At 45.9% G+C, this 16,443-nt stretch carries 15 protein-coding genes and 1 pseudogene; 5 read left to right on the forward strand and 11 right to left on the reverse strand.

Going from position 1 to position 16,443, the window contains the following annotated elements; genetic code table 11:
• Positions 1-125: 125 nt before the first annotated feature.
• The 4 genes from A8709_RS23235 to A8709_RS23250 form a co-directional block, all read right to left on the reverse strand.
• Entirely contained in the window at positions 126-1,499 is a 1,374-nt protein-coding gene (locus A8709_RS23235; RefSeq protein ID WP_065855634.1) for an ABC transporter substrate-binding protein, read from the reverse strand.
• A gap of 89 nt (positions 1,500-1,588) precedes the next feature.
• Positions 1,589-3,190: a response regulator gene (locus A8709_RS23240; protein WP_065855636.1), complete on the reverse strand. Its 1,602-nt coding sequence runs from the start codon at positions 3,188-3,190 to the stop codon at positions 1,589-1,591.
• On the reverse strand, positions 3,165-4,937 hold the full coding sequence (locus A8709_RS23245; RefSeq protein ID WP_167357159.1) for a cache domain-containing sensor histidine kinase: 1,773 nt from the start codon (positions 4,935-4,937) through the stop codon (positions 3,165-3,167). The genes A8709_RS23240 and A8709_RS23245 overlap by 26 nt, the downstream gene beginning before the upstream one ends.
• 226 nt (positions 4,938-5,163) lie before the next feature.
• Positions 5,164-5,841: a DUF6022 family protein gene (locus tag A8709_RS23250; protein WP_065855641.1), complete on the reverse strand. Its 678-nt coding sequence runs from the start codon at positions 5,839-5,841 to the stop codon at positions 5,164-5,166.
• Between the two features lie 107 nt (positions 5,842-5,948).
• Here A8709_RS23250 and A8709_RS23255 point away from each other — a divergent pair, with 107 nt between their 5' ends.
• The 5 genes from A8709_RS23255 to A8709_RS23275 all read left to right on the forward strand — a co-directional run bounded on the left by A8709_RS23255 (position 5,949) and on the right by A8709_RS23275 (position 9,726).
• Positions 5,949-6,656, forward strand: coding sequence for a TetR/AcrR family transcriptional regulator C-terminal domain-containing protein (locus A8709_RS23255; RefSeq protein WP_065855643.1), 708 nt, complete (start codon positions 5,949-5,951; stop codon positions 6,654-6,656).
• A 34-nt stretch (positions 6,657-6,690) separates the two neighbouring features.
• A complete protein-coding gene (locus tag A8709_RS23260; protein ID WP_065855645.1) occupies positions 6,691-8,085 on the forward strand; it encodes an MFS transporter in 1,395 nt (464 codons plus the stop codon).
• Positions 8,086-8,265: 180 nt separating this feature from the next.
• Positions 8,266-8,691, forward strand: a complete 426-nt coding sequence (locus A8709_RS23265; RefSeq protein ID WP_065855647.1) for a MarR family winged helix-turn-helix transcriptional regulator — start codon at positions 8,266-8,268, stop codon at positions 8,689-8,691.
• 32 nt (positions 8,692-8,723) lie between these two features.
• Positions 8,724-9,359, forward strand: coding sequence for a nitroreductase family protein (locus tag A8709_RS23270; protein ID WP_065855649.1), 636 nt, complete (start codon positions 8,724-8,726; stop codon positions 9,357-9,359).
• A 70-nt stretch (positions 9,360-9,429) separates the two neighbouring features.
• Positions 9,430-9,726: a putative quinol monooxygenase gene (locus A8709_RS23275; protein ID WP_065855651.1), complete on the forward strand. Its 297-nt coding sequence runs from the start codon at positions 9,430-9,432 to the stop codon at positions 9,724-9,726.
• A 96-nt stretch (positions 9,727-9,822) separates the two neighbouring features.
• On the opposite strand, the gene A8709_RS23280 is transcribed toward A8709_RS23275, so the two are convergent.
• The 7 genes and pseudogenes from A8709_RS23280 to A8709_RS23310 all read right to left on the reverse strand — a co-directional run bounded on the left by A8709_RS23280 (position 9,823) and on the right by A8709_RS23310 (position 16,391).
• A complete protein-coding gene (locus tag A8709_RS23280) occupies positions 9,823-10,302 on the reverse strand; it encodes a VOC family protein (RefSeq protein WP_065855653.1) in 480 nt (159 codons plus the stop codon).
• A gap of 155 nt (positions 10,303-10,457) precedes the next feature.
• Positions 10,458-11,126 (reverse strand): annotated as a pseudogene (locus A8709_RS23285) (NAD(P)-dependent oxidoreductase); the annotation flags it as partial.
• Positions 11,127-11,215: 89 nt separating this feature from the next.
• Positions 11,216-11,563: a DoxX family protein gene (locus A8709_RS23290; protein WP_065855655.1), complete on the reverse strand. Its 348-nt coding sequence runs from the start codon at positions 11,561-11,563 to the stop codon at positions 11,216-11,218.
• A gap of 174 nt (positions 11,564-11,737) precedes the next feature.
• A complete protein-coding gene (locus A8709_RS23295) occupies positions 11,738-12,331 on the reverse strand; it encodes a TetR/AcrR family transcriptional regulator (protein ID WP_065855656.1) in 594 nt (197 codons plus the stop codon).
• Positions 12,332-12,478: 147 nt separating this feature from the next.
• Positions 12,479-12,727: an HPr family phosphocarrier protein gene (locus tag A8709_RS23300; RefSeq protein WP_065855657.1), complete on the reverse strand. Its 249-nt coding sequence runs from the start codon at positions 12,725-12,727 to the stop codon at positions 12,479-12,481.
• 33 nt (positions 12,728-12,760) lie between these two features.
• Positions 12,761-14,098, reverse strand: a complete 1,338-nt coding sequence (locus A8709_RS23305) for an MFS transporter (RefSeq protein WP_065855659.1) — start codon at positions 14,096-14,098, stop codon at positions 12,761-12,763.
• Positions 14,099-14,120: 22 nt separating this feature from the next.
• Positions 14,121-16,391 (reverse strand): glycoside hydrolase family 3 C-terminal domain-containing protein, encoded by a 2,271-nt coding sequence (locus tag A8709_RS23310; protein WP_065855661.1) that lies wholly within the window; start codon positions 16,389-16,391, stop codon positions 14,121-14,123.
• Positions 16,392-16,443 lie beyond the last annotated feature (52 nt).

Genomic DNA, 16,443 nt, shown 5'->3' on the forward strand with positions numbered 1-16,443 from the left:
AGGCTTACTTTACCAAGCACGGCAGGGAAAGCACATAGCGTGAACGTGATCTTTTCTGTATTTTGATTGAAAAAAACCTCCAGCAGATTGGCTGGAGGTTTAGTTTGTTCAAGAATGGATATGCTTCACTTTTTGGCGCCTTTAATGGACGTATCTGCGCGGGTTTTCATCGTATCCAGCGTTTTATCGATCGGTTGTGCACCGAGTAAATATTTCTCCATCTCGTCTTTTAGAATGGCTTTTAATTCCGTCGGAACCGGTACATTGTAGGCAGTCGGGAATGTGTAGCTGCCCGCCAATAGCGCCTTCAGGGAGTCTTCGTCGATCAAATCTTTCGCATCGCCAATCAGAATGGAAGCGATCTTGGCTGCATCGGCTTTCTTATTTGTTGGAATGCGTCCACCTGGAACCATCGCCATGTTCCCTTCTTGCAAATACCAAGACATGAATTTCATGGATGCTTCTTTGTTCTTACTGTTCTTGTTAATTGACATATAGTCGCCCATACCACCGCCGGGGTTAATGTTGCCGCCTGCAGTGAATTGCGGATATGGCGCAAAGGCTACTTTGAAATCATGCGGGAAGCTCTTCGTATCCTTGATATACCGAATGATGTAAATTTGGGAAGCGGTCATTGCTGCTTTCCCATTGAGCAGCTCATTTTGCACCGTAATTTTTCCGGCTACGGCTTCGGAGTATTTCATCATGACGCCTTTGCTCTCAAGACTTTGTTGTAATTCCAAGCCCTTCTTCATAGCAGGACTATTGAAATTCGAGGTGCCGTCGGCTGCGATATACGAGTCTAGAGGTTTAGACGTTTGCAGCACGAGGTCACCAAACCAAGATAGAGCGGGATCCAGCATCGTTCCTTTGCGATCCCCTTTGTTTAGCTTGATCGCCATGGCAGAGAAATCGTCCCATGTCCAAGCGGTTGGGAGCTTCTCACCGGCTTCATCGAGTGCTTTTTTGTTGAAGAGAACGGCACCTAGGTTCTTGTTGGCAGGCAAATAATAATATTTGCCGTCGGCGAATTTCTTAATATTTTCGGTGCCGATGATGCCATTCACGTCAAACCCGACCTTGGCGATAAGATCGTCAAGTGGTTCTGCCATGCCAGCAGCTTGGCGTTTTGTGATTTTGTCATCCCCGTAGTTCATATATATATCGGGCGCATCAGTATTCGAGAGCAGGGCGGTTTCCAGCTTCAGGTTGCCTGGATCATCATTCACATAACGCGTATACTCCACTTTAATGTTCGGATTCGCTTTGTTCCACGCATCTACGGCATTCTGTGGACCGCTTTCGGGTGGTACACCGCCCCAGAATTTCAGTGTAACTGGTTTTTGTGACTCAGGCGATTGTGTTGCTGCTGCTGTTGATGCCGCAGGTGCGACGGATGCAGAGGCTGATGGTGAAGCTTCTGGTGTTTTGGAGCACCCCGTTACGAGAACGCTTACAGCTACGGCAAGCGATGCGCTCATTCCTACTATTTTTTTCATTTGTTCATCCCCTTATCTGTTGATGCTTAAATCGTAAAGGAAATTCCCACAAAATGACACGGAGGATTCTTTACGAAGTAAGCATAATTCTACGATGTTCGCTGCCCGAAGATGAGTTTGCGAAACTCGGTGGGGTACATGCCTTCCAGTTGTTTAAAGCTGCGACTGAAATGGTTCGGATCGGCGTAACCGATAAGCTCAGAAATTTCGAATATTTTGTAATCCGGATTCTTAAGCAGTTCTCGTGCGGATTTCATACGAACATTCGTGATATAATCTGTGATCGTTTTCCCTGTTTCTTTTTTGAAAAGAATGCTTAAGTAATTCTCGGTATAGCCAACTGCGCTGGCCAGATCAGCGACTTTGAGAGGTAAGTTGTATGTCTCCATAATTTGACGGATGACCATTTGAATTTCGGGACGCAGTTTTTCTTTCCCATGCTGGCGTTTGTAAGCCAAGAACACGGGCAGCCAGCCGATGAACCAATGAGATAACTCCTGTAGCGTCTCTGCATTGCGGATAACGTGATACGGGTATTGCTGCTCATGCAGTGTAACAGAATAGATATCGCCGCCCTCAGCCTTCAAGCATCGTGCAAAAATATGAAGCAGACTTAACCATTGCTCGCGCAAAATGACTGGAGGGATGTCCTTGCGACTGTAGATATCTTCGGTCCATGAGAGAATTCGTTCTTGTAAACCGGCCTCATCGGCTTCCTCAATGCGCTTGATCCATTCCTCTTCATCCCACGGTTCTGAAAGCTTAGGTGAGGCTGCAGGAATGTGGTCATGATGAACAACGCACGATCCCCCGTAGTAAAAGCGATAGCTCAAAGCATGGTCTGCCTGCTCATAGGCTTCATGCAGAGCCCAGGTGTCATCGTGAGGAGAAGAGACGCCGATGGCAATTGATATTTTGAGAAAAGCCTGCACAGCACTCTGCATTTCCTGCAGCATATTCGTGCTCAATTGGCCTGATAGTACGCAAAATGATCCAGCCGCTATCTCAACTAACTCGCCATTGCCGTGTTTTTTTAGAATTTCATTCAGGACATTCTTCACGGTATAGGTCAAGAGACGGTCGCTTTGAAAGCGATTATTTTGCGTTAAATCCTCATAAGCTTCAATTTGGATAGCTGCCGCAGATAAAGGAGTAGGGAAAGGCTCAAGCTGAAATTCTTGCCAAACCTGTTCGATTTCACCCCGGGAAACGTGGCTCAGCACGAGCTCGCGAAGCCGTTTCTCTTTGACCTCTGTACTATATTGATTGACCTTCTGCTCCAGTTGTGTACGGGCATCCTGGCCTTGTCTTTCGATGACTAATTGATCTCGAATGGCACTAAGCTTCTCCTTGAGCTCGGAGGGATTGATTTCAAGCTTGGTGACGTATTCTATAGCGCCGAGGCGAAGGGCTTGTTGCACATAGTTAAAGTCATGATGATTGGATAAAATGAGACATTTGATAGCCGGCCAGCGCTCACGGATGATCTTCAATAGTTCGAGACCATCCATTTCAGGCATCCGAATATCGGTGAGAACGACATCGCATGGCTGCGTCTCTAGGATGTGCAAGGCTTCTAAGCCATTAGCGGCCTCGCCGATTACTTGAAATTCTTCATTTTCTCTAGGAATAATTGTTTTTAAGCCGATGCGTACCAGAATCTCATCATCGACGATCAATATTCTCAACATCGGTAGTCCTCCTTTTCAAGGGCAGCACAAGCTCTAAGCGGACGCCTTCACCCTGCACACTCGAAATCTGCATACCATACTGCATACCATAATGCAGCTTAATGCGTTCATTCACATTGCGAATACCGATCCCGCTAAACTTCGCATGAGGCTGATTCAGGGAAGATTCCACCTGCTGGATCATCTCCATGCTCATCCCAACCCCGTTATCCTGCATCACGATTGTTAGATGCCCGTTCTTTTCTTCCGCCTTCAGATCGATGAGGAGCGGGAAGCGATTGCCATGAATAATACTGTTCTCTACCGCAGGCTGTAAAGTAAATTTCAATACTTCGCAGTCGAGTAAATGTTCAGGAATGCTATAGGTAAAGGTAATCTGGTCATGATACCGAATTTCCTGCAGGGATAGATAGACTTGCAAATAGTCCAGTTCTTCTTGCAAGGTCACGAATTCCTGTTCATTTCGCATCGTGAAATTAAGTAATTTCCCCAGCTTGGTAATCATTTCACTAATATGATCAGCTCCGGAAAGCAGCGCCATCCATTTGATGGAATTAAGCGTATTGAGCAGGAAATGCGGATTGATTTGTGCTTGCAAGGCTTGGAATTGTGCTTTTTGCTTGCGCCGCTGCTCATCATATAAATCCGAAATCAAATCTTGTAGATGCAGGACCATCCGATTAAAGTTATTGCCAAGCATGGCAATTTCATCTTCTCCTTTGATCGTGACCAACGTATTAAATTCACCTTTGCCCACCTTCGTCATCGACTTCGCCAGTTGCTTGAAGGGACTGGTTACACGAAGCATGAGCAGGATAAAGGCTACGGCGAATAGCAAAAACCAAGCAACGACCCAGGTGATCGATTTATCTTTTTCCCGACTGAGCTGGGTTGCGAAATCCTTCTGATTCATGAACTGGATAAGCCGCCAGCCAAGCTGTGGGACTGTCGCATCGTTAACAAAATAGATATGATCGTTGATCGTGACTTCCTGAATGCCGTTTGCGTTCGTATGCATATTGGTTAGCGCATGGCTAGCCAGCAAAGCAGCGGCAGATTGATCGCCAATTAAAAGATTCTGATTTTGATCGACAAGTAACGTGGTGACGCCAGCTTCCTGCTGTTTGTGAAGCTCTGCGCTCGGATAGAAGAAAACAGGGATCGGTACACTGATCAGAAAAAAACCATAGTTGCTCGTGTATTCGCCATTGATTTGTCTGGTCATGGCAATTAAATCCTGTGCATTACTTGAATTAGGTATTCGATAAGGAACCGTCCAAATAGGGGATCCATTGCGCTCTAGCGTAGGTTGATACCAGCTTTCTTGATGGAAAGTTTGAACATCTACAGCGGTGACGGCGGACCATGTCGTGTTCGTATAGCCTCTGTTGTCGTACAAACCTAGCTGCGTTGTGTTGTCGAGCAGGAGATCTTTGACGTTGGACATCTTTTTTTGCAGACTGGTGAGTTTAATAAAAGAATTGTAGTTAGTGGACCAGTCCGCGGGTTCTTTCAGAAACTTCTCGGTTTCGGGATCATTAATGATAAGACTGGAAGCGGTGATCATACGAACCGCCATATCGTTCATCGCATTAGCTTTCTGAGAAACAGCTGCTTGGTTGGATTGGTTAAGTTGAATTTGTACGATGTTTTCCGAAGATGTATAGAATCGGTAAAGGATAATGACAACAGGGAGAATAATGAGCAAAAATAACGAAATCAGTATCTTCCCGCGTAACGTCTTCATAGGACTGCGCAGTATCTTCATGGAGGTCACCATTACCTTGTATTTTCGTAATGAAAGCGTTTCTTCTATCATACAACGAGGTGGGGTATCCCGCTAGAAGTCAGCAGGCGCAATTGAAGGATTTCAAAGAATAAGCCGTATAAAACAAAGATGAGGCCATGGGAATGGAACAGCACCTTGCAATAAATAAGGAAATGCCAGCGTAATCCCACTTAAGTGCAATTTTTCAAGCAAGACAAGGGCGTTTGAAATAAGCGATCGTTTTCCCGCCTGTGGCCATCAAAGAAACAAGCTCCCAGCCGTATCGCCCCCAGTGGCTCAAGGCTTCGTCAAGTGACCAACTGCTATGTTCCAATTCTGTGCCAACGAGGCAGTCGCCCAGTGATACGTCTGTCGCATACTCCCACTGTGTTGCGGAGGAAGAAGTGTGCGCAGGTAAAGGGGTGCAATCTTCTTTGCGATCCCATCTAACACGGGTGGCAGACTTTGATAATGCGGACAAAATATCTTCACGATCTGTCTCCTGCAAGGCAAAAATCTGTGGTGCCCGTGGCACGAAAAAGGAGCTATGGGAATGATACACCTGAAGCACTAAGGTACCGATCGGAGTGCCCTCTTCATCATGTACAAGGTACCAGGCGCAGCGTTCGCGTTCCTCAGGCGGTCCCCAATTCTCGACGGAGTTGTGACGGTTAAAGTTAGCTTTCACCTGTAAGCCTTCTTGATGGAAGGGTTCAACGACGAGGTTCATGAAGTCTTGCATCCAGACGCCATAGGCGCGATCACCGTAGTCCTTGAACATCTGAATAAGTTCAGCATGCTTGTCTTCGTAAACGGATTTCCATGTCTGTGCTAATATCTTTTCTGCTTTACGGACAATCATGTCCAACTGTGTAGTAGACATACGCGGATAACCTCTTTTCATTTATTTAACGTTGTTAGAATTTAATTTAATGTTGTTAGATTAATGGAATGTGATATAATTTGTCAAGAGATTATTGGAGGTCGAACATGGCGCGTAGACGAATTCATCCCCTTATTCAAGAAGGCACAGTAGACTATGTCACATCAACTATACATACACCATTAGATCGTGAGCGGATCATTCAAGCCGTGTTAACCTTACTGCAGGACGAGGGACTGGGATCGATTACGATGCGTAAAATTGCCGATGCCCTCGATGTGAAAGCAGCTTCCTTGTATTATCATGTTAAGGACAAAGAGCAGTTACAGCATTTATTAGCGGAGCAAATAAGCAGCGACATTGGATTACCAGACGAGAGCCTCGCGTGGCAGGACCAACTCAGGGAGTGGGCGCTCCAATTCAGGCTCGTCCTGCATCGCTACCGAGAAGCGACTTCGATCATGAGCGCAACGATGGCTGGGAGTCCCAATCGATTGGCACATATCGAGTTTCTCTATCGCTTATTTGCTCAATCGGGTTTCAGCGATCCACATATTCCTTGGTTTGCCAGCATGATTAAGAATTATATTTACAGTTTCGTTGATGAAGAGAATCGCTTGATTGAACGCGCAAATTCGAATGATAATAAGGGTCAAGCGAGTGAGACAAACGCTTCGCGTATACAAGCATTGCCCGCGGAGCGGTATCCGCACTTTGTGCGACTGGCGCATTATACGACGGCGGTCAACTGGGACGAGGAGTTTCTATTTGGACTCAAAGTGCTGATTGACGGATTTGAAGCCCAGAGGAAGTAAACTTTTTCATAAATAAAGGGAGAGGAATAAGGACATGGCAGCTGTATTGACAAAATGGTTCGGGCCACATCCCGATGTTCGATTGCTCCAAATGGTGACCTTCGTACGCAGTATGGGACAAGGGCTGGCGCTAGTGGATATCAGTCTATATCTGAAGGATCTAGGGTGGAGCGGGTCAGCCATTGGTGCTGTCTTAGCAGGTGCAGGACTTGTCAGAATCATGATGACATTGTTCATTACGGAGCTTAATGCGCTTTTCGGTGCCAAACGATTTCTACTCGTGTTTGAAGTACTTGTAGCCCTGGGAGCTTTAGTCGCAGCATTCTTCTCTTATTCATTAGCCTTGGATTTCGCGTTGATCGTGGCAGGCGTTGGCAGCTCACATTCAGGATCCGGGGGGCCGACATACCCGATAGAGCGAAGATGGTTGGCTGCTTATGATCGGAAGCGTACGGGGACCTATTTTCATACCAATGCTGTTGTTGGCTATATGGGACTAGGCATTGGCTGCTTACTCGCATGCTTGCCGACCCTGTGGAGCTCAGTACTTCCTGGCGCGAACGGTTATCGCCCGATTTTCTTACTATTAACCCTGCTAAGCGGGGTGTGTATCTATTTGATTCTGCGATTAAAAGGGGGCGAGCGTAAACCGCCTTCTCCAGAAAGTCAGGCGGAAGCAACTGCATTGAAACGCAGTGACATCCTCACCTTTCTATGGATCGTTATTGGTTTGGCGGCACTCTTCGCATTGCTAACCGTCCTACATCAATTAGGTCTGCAAGAAGCAGCACTCTATGTGCCGATTATCGCTTTTCTCCTCATCTTGCTTGTGCCGAATCTACGGCTGTTGAAGAAGAAGAACTCGGAGGAAGAAGAAGTCCATGCGATTACCGAAATGAAAAATATGGCGAACATCTTGAGTGGTGTCACAACAACGCTCACGAGTACGATGACTTCCTACTGGTTTGCGGTTAAATTCGCTGCTTCACCTGGGTGGATCGGCGTTGTCATGGGGATGTCGTACATAGCCGCGGGGGTTTGGTCACTCTTAGCGCCGATTCATCTGAACAAATTCGGGACGGTTCGAGCGATTATTCTGACCCAGTTACTGGCAGTCCTCTGTTTATTAGCTCTGCCTTGGACAACCTCCTTCTGGATCGCCGCGCTGCTGGAAATTGGCTGCACAGCTTGTAACCTCGGTACAAGAGGGAATCGAACCGCCATTCTGATGGAGGATAGACCAAGTGGCAAACGTTCTTTATTTGCAAAAATGAATTATATGCTCATTCGCATTGGGGCTGTCCTATGGCCTGGCGCGTTCGGTAAATTCATCGATGTGGGCCGTTTCGTCACGCCTTTCTACATTGTTGGTGCCATACAGCTTTCGTCGATGGCTTTGTTTGCCAAAGTGCATAAGGAGAAAAAGTAAGACAAGAGCTTATCGAAATAACTCGAAGTGCCATTTAAGAAAAGGAATAAGTGCTTAGAGGATCTATTGGAAAGGGATTCCGCTTGTGATTTGTAGAATGTAGGCGTATATTAGTTGATAGGTCAATGATTGACGGGTCAACTATAAATGCTGCGATGACAATTGAGGAGGATACGGGAGATGAAGATGGATTACGAGGCTTCGGCTATACTCTATCAACTGCTATGTCTGAATAAACAGATTAGCCCTAAGTTCGAACGCTGTACAGGTATAAGCCCTGCGCGATTGGAACTGCTGCATCTGTTATTCGAAGTGGATGAAATTAGCCAAACCGTACTTCAAAAGGAAGTCCATATCGATAGTGCAGCAATTACTCGACATGTGCAGCAGATGGAAGTGGCGGGCATGGTCGAGCGGCGAAGAAACCCGGAAGATCAGCGTGTGACCTTCGTTAAATTGACAGAGCTTGGGAGAGAGAAGATCCTTGCCTTCCGTCAAGAGAAAGAAATTTTCACCAAACAACTGCTGAAGGATTTCAGTGGGGACGACAAAACGCGAATAGCCGAACTACTCTCACGCATGCAGGACAATATCCGTGAGCTGTAACCGTTGAGGCTTTGACATCAGGAGGAGACAGCATGAACCATACACTTATGAATGATTTTCAAACGATAATATCGAGTAGACGCTCTATACGCAACTATGATCCTTCCGTGAAAATTTCACGTGAGGAAATGGAAGAGATATTGAGCAAAGCCACGCTTGCACCGTCATCTACGAATATGCAGCCATGGCGATTCCTCGTTATTGAGAGCGCAGAGGCGAAAGCCGTTCTGGCGCCACTCGCGAGTTTTAATCAAAGACAAGTGGAGACATCAGCCGCGGTGATTGCCGTGTTTGGCGATAAGAATAACTTCGCGAATGGGGAAGAAATCTATAGTAAATCTGTAGAGCTCGGCTATATGCCCGCTGATGTAAAAGAGATGCAGATGGGCAAATTGAAAGCTTATTTCGAGAATGTACCCGCAGCAGTTATGCACGATGTGGTATTGATTGATGGTGGTCTCGTGTCGATGCAACTGATGCTTGCGGCACGCGCACATGGGTATGATACGAATGCGATCGGTGGGTATGACAAGTCGAAGATTGCTGAGGCTTTTGGGATGGATAAAGAACGTTATGTGCCAGTCATGCTTATTTCCATTGGAAAAGCAGAGAATGCCGGCTATCCATCGTACCGATTACCTGTGCAGAAAGTGGCAGAGTGGAAATGATTTTCTAGACCTCTAACGAAACAGTAACCACACAAATACTCGATATAACAGAGAGGAAGTTGATCTTATCATGATTATTATTCACGCGGAGTTTCAGATTCAACCGGCCAAAGAACAAGATTTTCTAGTGGAAATTCAGCCACTTATTGCAGCATCGAAAGCCGAGAGCGGCAATATTGCTTATGATCTTCATAAGCATACAGGACGTGAGCACGTCTATACGATGGTGGAGATTTGGAAAGATGGGGAGGCTACTGCTATCCATAGTGCTAGTGAGCACTACACAAGCTTTATTGCTAGAGCAGGTGAGTTCCTAGCAGCACCGCCGAAAGTGAACGTGTATAACGGAGAGCCGGTTAGTAAGTAATGTTTTCAGATAAGTCTTGAATGACGTCTGTAGTATTGAAAAGGCATATCCCATAAAAAATAGCCACCCTAATGATATAAATTAGGGTGGCTATTTTTAATATTCTGACCCGTCGTAAGCTCGTTTGAGCCCTGCAATCTCAATCTTGCCCATCCCGAGCATGGCGTTCATTACGCGAGCTGCTTTCGCGGGATCCGTATCGCCAAGCAACTGCCCTAGTGCTGTCGGTATAATTTGCCACGATAGTCCGAATTTGTCCTGCACCCAGCCACAGCGCTGGGGTTGCCCACCTTCGGACAGTTTCGCCCATAAGTAGTCGACTTCTTCTTGGGTCTCACAATTCACGAATAAAGAAATGGCAGGTGTAAATTTAAACATAGGTCCGCCATTTAGCACCATAAATCGTTGACCGTTAAGCACAAAGGTTCCTGAGATGACTTCACCTTTGGTACCCGGCTGAACTGATCTTTTACGATTAACACTTTCTATCTTGGAGTCACTGAATATGGAGGTGTAGAAGTTCATAGCTTCTTCGGCATTGCCGTCGAACCATAAGAAGGGGTTGATTGTTTGCATGTTAGGGGCTCCTTTATCCTACCAAATGAAAGTCATACTTTCATTGTAGGGGTTTATAAATAAGCCTGCAAGTTAAGACTAGATCGCAGTCTGCTGTGCTATTTTTTACAATGATAAAGGTATAATATGCGTGCGGTACTTTCTGTAAAGTTAGTTTAAGCGCCTTTATGCGATTTCCCTTGGAACGCTTCCTTCATAATCATCTTCAGCATGCTAGGTTGCTCGGAGACTGTAGATACAGCCATAATTTTGCGCAGATATGTGTTTACGGAAAGTTGTTCGAGCATACTGGCCGCTAAGTCAGACCGCGAGGTGAAGCGTCCTTTTAGATACGTTTCTCCTACTTGATACGGGGTAACATTTGGGGTATGGAAAAGCCCAGATGGCCGAACGATGGTCCAGTCGAGCTCGCTTTCTCTTACGAGCGATTCCATACGTCTCATATCTTCATAAAGCTGTTTACCGATCGTGTTCACAATGAGAGGCTGAACAATTCTCTCGAAAATGAATCCTCCGTTTGGATCGAAATGCGGTTCTGTCGCGCTCGAACTTACACAAATGAGGCGATCCACATGGAAGTTTTTCATTGCTTGGATAATATGGATAATGCCTTGTGAATAGACGGAAATAGGCTTCTTGCTAAATGGTACACCAAGGGTAGAAAGCACCGCATCCTGGCCGACGATGGCTTGCTGAACAGAGTTGAAATTGTACACATCCCCGTATAGAACATTCAAGCTTTCATGCTGAAGGGGGAAGGTGTCAGGGTTTCGAGTAACGGCAGTCACTTCGTACCCTTTCTGGATAGCTTGTTGGGTCAAAAGGCGACCTGTTTGTTGGACCGTTGGCTCCGAATATGATAATTTTCATGGGAAGGCTCCTTTGTTGCGGCGCGTTGACTCCGCATTATCATTTAGATGTTGATTAGTTCAAAGGCAAGGGTGGCAACAGCTAGCAAAAGAAAAAAAGCGGCTAAGCCGAAGGAATAATCACGCACACGCAGATGGGTGACGATTGCGCCGCAGTAGAAAAGGATGATTCCGATCGCGGCAGCCACGCCAATCGAAGGGATTGCGAAGCCGACCAAGAGACCGATTGCGCCTGCCGCTTTGAGAATACCCAGCCAAAACAACCAAGTGTGCGGAACTTTCGCTTTCTCCATTGCGATGAGAATTGGTTTGTAGCGGATGAAGTCGCATACCGCGGAAAAGATGTTGTAAGCAATGGTCAAAATCGTGAATACAAGATAAGTAATAACCATGTGTGCACCTCTTTTTTAATTTGTAATTAATGAGTGTGCGCTCACTCAGAGTGATGGAGAAAGATAGGACCAATCACTAATAGCGATTGATCCCTGAGATCCAACAATGAGTGTGCACTCACTCATTAATATAGAGGGGGGAACCTCCCTTTGTCAAGTACCCGTGTAAATACTTTATTGAGGGAGCACACCTTGCATCAAGGTTTGTAAAATGTTAGAAACAAATTGCTTTCTTATCTCTTCCGATTCGTCCTCGCCTAGAAACTGCAGATGAAAAGCATGTTGGAAACAAGCGCCTAGCAGCAGATCGGCTACGCTGCGCGGATTAACGGCTTCATTCACACGGCCAAGCTGTTGTTCGAATCGCAGATACGAAGTGACTATTTCGTTGGAACGGTGAGGACCTTCATTTCTTTGTTGGAAGCCTTGACGATGACGGGCCAAGAAATCAGGTTCTGTAAACATCGTTGCGGTCATGACAATCGATAGATAAAAATAATCGAGTGCGGCATGTGCAACCTCTTCTAGGTTTTCTTGAACAGTGCGTGTCCCTTTACGTGCAGGTAACTTGAATAACACAGCTGTATAACTTTGTAATTGCCCTTTAATAACTTGAAGTAGAAGGTCTTCTTTACTCTGAAAATGGTTATATAAGGATCCTTCTGAGCATCCAGCGATTCGAGCAATTTCTTTGGTCGTTGTTTTATTAAGACCACTTGCACGAATTGCTTGCTCAGCGGCTTCCAATAATCTGTCGCGCAGTTCCATCGGATGTTCTCCTTGCTTTTTTATATAAAATCTACTTCTTATTATTTGATATTTGCAGATGCAATGTCAACATAGGTATACGCACTAAAATCCAGAAAAGAGCACGATCCCAAGGATCAATGCTCTTCTTTCTCACCGGTCTTCGTTTTACTCGAACAACTTCTCAAGCTCCATCGCTTGCTCTTCATCCGAGCCATCAAAGGTGAGGGTTAAGACAGTACCCTTTTTCACCTCAAGTGCCATGAGCCCTAGAATACTTTTTACATCGGAAATGATGTTGCGTTCTTCCCAAATGATACGAATTTCGGAAGTGTAGGCAGCGGCAGCTTGACTAAGCTGCTTGGCGAACAGCACGGGAAAGCCATCCGTTTGCATCGTGATTTTCAAAGCTTTCATGATAAAAATCCCCTCCTTTATTTTAAAATTAAACTACATGTTCTTAGCTTCTTCTAATTCTTTCACAATTTGTGGGAATTGCTTGTCTAATTTATAGAAGTAAAGAATAACGGCCATCAGGACACTCAGGATCATTGGCAAATAAATGTACATGAACAGAATGGACGAACGCGCAGATTCACTGATATGTTCTTGACCGCCAACATAACCCCCGAAAGCTAACAACCAGCCGACTATCGCGGCACCAAGACCACTTCCCGCTTTGGAACCGAAGCTGCCTGCACTGTAAACGAGACCTTCAGTACGCATCCCTGTTTTCCACTCACCATATTCAACTGTATCCGCCAGCATGGCGAACATCGTTGCAGCTAATGGTACGCCGCCAAGTGATTTGACTACGGAAGCAATGATGACAATCTTGAGATTTGACGGATCAATGATCGTAATGGCGGCACCAATAATCGTAATGAGTAAGCCAATAATGGCGGAGTTGCGCTTGCCGAACTTTTTAATAATCGGAGCAACGAACAGTAAGCCAAGCACTAACGGAACAAAAGAGATGAGGCCCAGTACAGACATTAATTCAACATTGTTTAAAATATATTGCGCATAATAAATATTAACTGCAGTGCTAACCGATGTATTGATAAAGCTTAGGACCATGAAGGCCACTAGTAATGCCCAGTATTTGTTGCGGAAAAGAGCCTTCAGCGATCGGCGAAGCGGAACTGCTTTTTGAACTACAGCTGGCTTAACCCGCTCTTTTGTTGTACGGAACGTAATCAAGAATAATACTGCGGCAACTGCTCCATAAACGATGAAGGTCATCGTCCATCCGTGCTTGCCTCCGCCGAAGCCATTGACGATCGGAACGGTCATCGTACTAACCGCTACCGCACCAAAGATTGCCATTAGCATACGGAAGATGTTAAGGAGAGATCTTTCGTACGGCTCCTGTGTAATCAGTGAATTCAACACACCATAAGGAACGTTGGCACCTGAATAGATAATATTGATCAGGAAATAGGTCGCATAAGCGTAAACAAGAGCTCCGGTATGCCCTAGATCAGGAGCTGAGAAGAGTAACACGCCGGAGATACCGAAGGGGATGGCCAGCCAGAGCAGCCAAGGACGAGCCTTGCCGTGCTTGCTTCTCGTTTTATCCACGAGTACACCAATCCCAATATCGACGAAAGCATCGAAGAAACGGGCGATCAATAGCAACGTACCTACGGTAGCTGCAGAGAAGCCAACGATATCTGTATAATAAAAGGTTAAGAATGTCGCAGCAGACGTCCAGATGAGATTACTTGCTAGATCTCCAACACCGTACCCGAGTTTCTCAGAAAATTTGATTTTCGTATGTTCCATAGCGATTTCCTCACTTCTAAGATTAGTTTTGTGCGTTCAGTTGGAGGAGTAGATGTTCAACCATTTCGTCTGAGAAAGCGCCTTGGCTGAACGTAACTAAGTTACGGAGTGGCATGGAAACCAGTGCGGCTTGCATGATCTTGGCCATTTTCTCGTCCCCATCGGAGATCCCCATGGAAGCTTGGAAGTTCTGCGTAAGTGCTTGCATCATCGGTGCAGCAATTGGGTTTCTCATAAGATCACCAAGTAAAGAGTTGCGTGTAAATGTTTGAGGAACCGCTACCGTAGAAGTCACTTGAAGCTTAGCTTGCAAGGCAATCGCCCTGGACGATCCACCGATCATAATCTCGAATTCGCCGCTTTCAACGTGCCAATCCTTCAGTGCGACATTGTAATAAGCGAAGGCTCTTTTATCGAGTGTAAATGAGACTGTCGTCTGTTCGCCTGGCTGTAATTCAACTTTCGCAAACTCTTTCAATTCTTTGTCGGGTCTGCTGACAGAGCTTTCGATGTCTTTCACATACAGTTGAACGGTTTCTTTCCCTGCACGAGTTCCGGTATTGGTGAGAGTGACTTGAACATCAACGGTTTCTGTATCCATCAATTCACTGCGGCTGATAATCAGGTTCGAATAAGCAAAGGTTGTATAACTGAGTCCGTGTCCGAATGGGAAAAGGGTTTGCATTTTTTTCTTGTCATAGTAGCGATATCCTACGAAGATACCTTCCTTATATTCCACGCGATCGCCTTCGCCAGGGAAGTTCAGGTAGGAAGGATTGTCTTCCAACTTCAAAGGGAACGTCTCTGCTAATTTGCCGCTTGGATTGGATTCACCGAATAGGACATGCGCGATTGCACTGCCAACAGCTTGGCCGGCTAAGTACGTTTCAACAATGGCGCCAACAGAAGGGGCCCAAGGCATTTCTAAGGCGGAGCCGTTCATCAAAACGACGACGACGTTGCCCTGAACAGAGGAAACCGCTTCAATGAGTTGTCGTTGGTTTTCAGGCAGCTTCAAGTGCGCGCGGTCAGCCAATTCGGATTCGAATCCATCAGGTAACCCTGCGAAAATAACGGTTATCTCAGCAGATTGAGCAGCTAGCTTGGCTTCTTCGACGAGACCTTGGTCGACATCTTCTGTATCTAAAGCATACCCAGGTGCATACGTGATAAAATTTGGATTTGCAGCAAGCTGCTTGATTTCATCAAGCGGAATCTCAACCCGCGTTGGCACGACAAAAGCACTGCCGCTGCCTTGGTATTTCGGCTTCTCTGCAAGCGCGCCGATAATCGCCACTTTACGGTTTTTATCCAGCGGAAGTAGGCCATCTTCATTTTTCAAAAGAACCATACTTTCGCTAGCTACTCGACGTGCCAGTTGGTGATGTTGCTCAGAATCGAAGGAAGCATTCTCTTTTTTGTTATCTAGGTGCATAAAAATAAGTTGAAGCATCCGTTCTACCGCGACATCAAGCACGTCCTCGGACAACTTCTCATGATTCACAGCATGAAGGATTTTACCCGCACTGAGGCTATTTCCAGGCATTTCAAGCTCAAGACCGCCAGCTAAGGAATCGACGATTTGATCAACCGCGCCCCAATCGGAGACGATTAAGCCTTCAAAACCCCACTCATTGCGGAGTACGTCGCCTAATAAATGCTCATTTTGGGAGGCATAACTGCCGTTAATTTTGTTGTAAGCGGTCATCAATGTCCAAGGTTGACCTTTTTTAACCGCTCCTTCAAAGCTGGCTAAATAAATTTCGCGAAGTGTGCGCTCGTCGATAATTGCATCATAGGACATCCGGTGATGTTCTTGGTTGTTCGCTGCAAAATGCTTGAGTGAAGTACCAACACCTTGACTTTGTACGCCTTGGATATGACTAGCAGCAATCTCAGAAGAAAGGTAGGGATCCTCAGAAAAATATTCGAAGTTACGTCCACCCAGTGGTGAACGTTTAATGTTGGCCCCAGGTCCAAGCAATACAGCCACATTCTCAGCTTGGCACACCTCGCCAAGTGCGACCCCGACTTCGCGGATCAAATCACGGTTCCACGTACTCGCTAGCCCGGCAGCGGTTGGAAAGCAAGTGGAGGGAATGCCAGCATTCATATTAATGCCCTCACCAGCAGCAGCTTGTTTATTAAGACCATTAGGGCCATTGGCAACCATAATGGATGGAATACCTAAACGCTCAACACCCTTCAAATGCCAAACATCTAAACCGGAACATAGATTAGCTTTTTCTTCTAAAGTCATTTGTGAAACGATCTTGTGTATGTCACGATTCATTTTAGAAATCCCCCTAATGTTAAATGTTAGATATATGAAGCGTTTTCATTTC

The organism is Paenibacillus pectinilyticus, assembly GCF_001700435.1.
GTDB lineage: Bacteria > Bacillota > Bacilli > Paenibacillales > NBRC-103111 > Paenibacillus_E > Paenibacillus_E pectinilyticus.

Coding starts and splice junctions, on each gene's coding strand:
- A8709_RS23235 (WP_065855634.1), bottom strand. CDS start 1,499: ATGAAAAAAATAGTAGGAATGAGCGCATCGCTTGCCGTAGCTGTAAGC.
- A8709_RS23240 (WP_065855636.1), bottom strand. CDS start 3,190: ATGTTGAGAATATTGATCGTCGATGATGAGATTCTGGTACGCATCGGC.
- A8709_RS23245 (WP_167357159.1), bottom strand. CDS start 4,937: ATGAAGACGTTACGCGGGAAGATACTGATTTCGTTATTTTTGCTCATT.
- A8709_RS23250 (WP_065855641.1), bottom strand. CDS start 5,841: ATGTCTACTACACAGTTGGACATGATTGTCCGTAAAGCAGAAAAGATA.
- A8709_RS23255 (WP_065855643.1), top strand. CDS start 5,949: ATGGCGCGTAGACGAATTCATCCCCTTATTCAAGAAGGCACAGTAGAC.
- A8709_RS23260 (WP_065855645.1), top strand. CDS start 6,691: ATGGCAGCTGTATTGACAAAATGGTTCGGGCCACATCCCGATGTTCGA.
- A8709_RS23265 (WP_065855647.1), top strand. CDS start 8,266: ATGAAGATGGATTACGAGGCTTCGGCTATACTCTATCAACTGCTATGT.
- A8709_RS23270 (WP_065855649.1), top strand. CDS start 8,724: ATGAACCATACACTTATGAATGATTTTCAAACGATAATATCGAGTAGA.
- A8709_RS23275 (WP_065855651.1), top strand. CDS start 9,430: ATGATTATTATTCACGCGGAGTTTCAGATTCAACCGGCCAAAGAACAA.
- A8709_RS23280 (WP_065855653.1), bottom strand. CDS start 10,302: ATGCAAACAATCAACCCCTTCTTATGGTTCGACGGCAATGCCGAAGAA.
- A8709_RS23290 (WP_065855655.1), bottom strand. CDS start 11,563: ATGGTTATTACTTATCTTGTATTCACGATTTTGACCATTGCTTACAAC.
- A8709_RS23295 (WP_065855656.1), bottom strand. CDS start 12,331: ATGGAACTGCGCGACAGATTATTGGAAGCCGCTGAGCAAGCAATTCGT.
- A8709_RS23300 (WP_065855657.1), bottom strand. CDS start 12,727: ATGAAAGCTTTGAAAATCACGATGCAAACGGATGGCTTTCCCGTGCTG.
- A8709_RS23305 (WP_065855659.1), bottom strand. CDS start 14,098: ATGGAACATACGAAAATCAAATTTTCTGAGAAACTCGGGTACGGTGTT.
- A8709_RS23310 (WP_065855661.1), bottom strand. CDS start 16,391: ATGAATCGTGACATACACAAGATCGTTTCACAAATGACTTTAGAAGAA.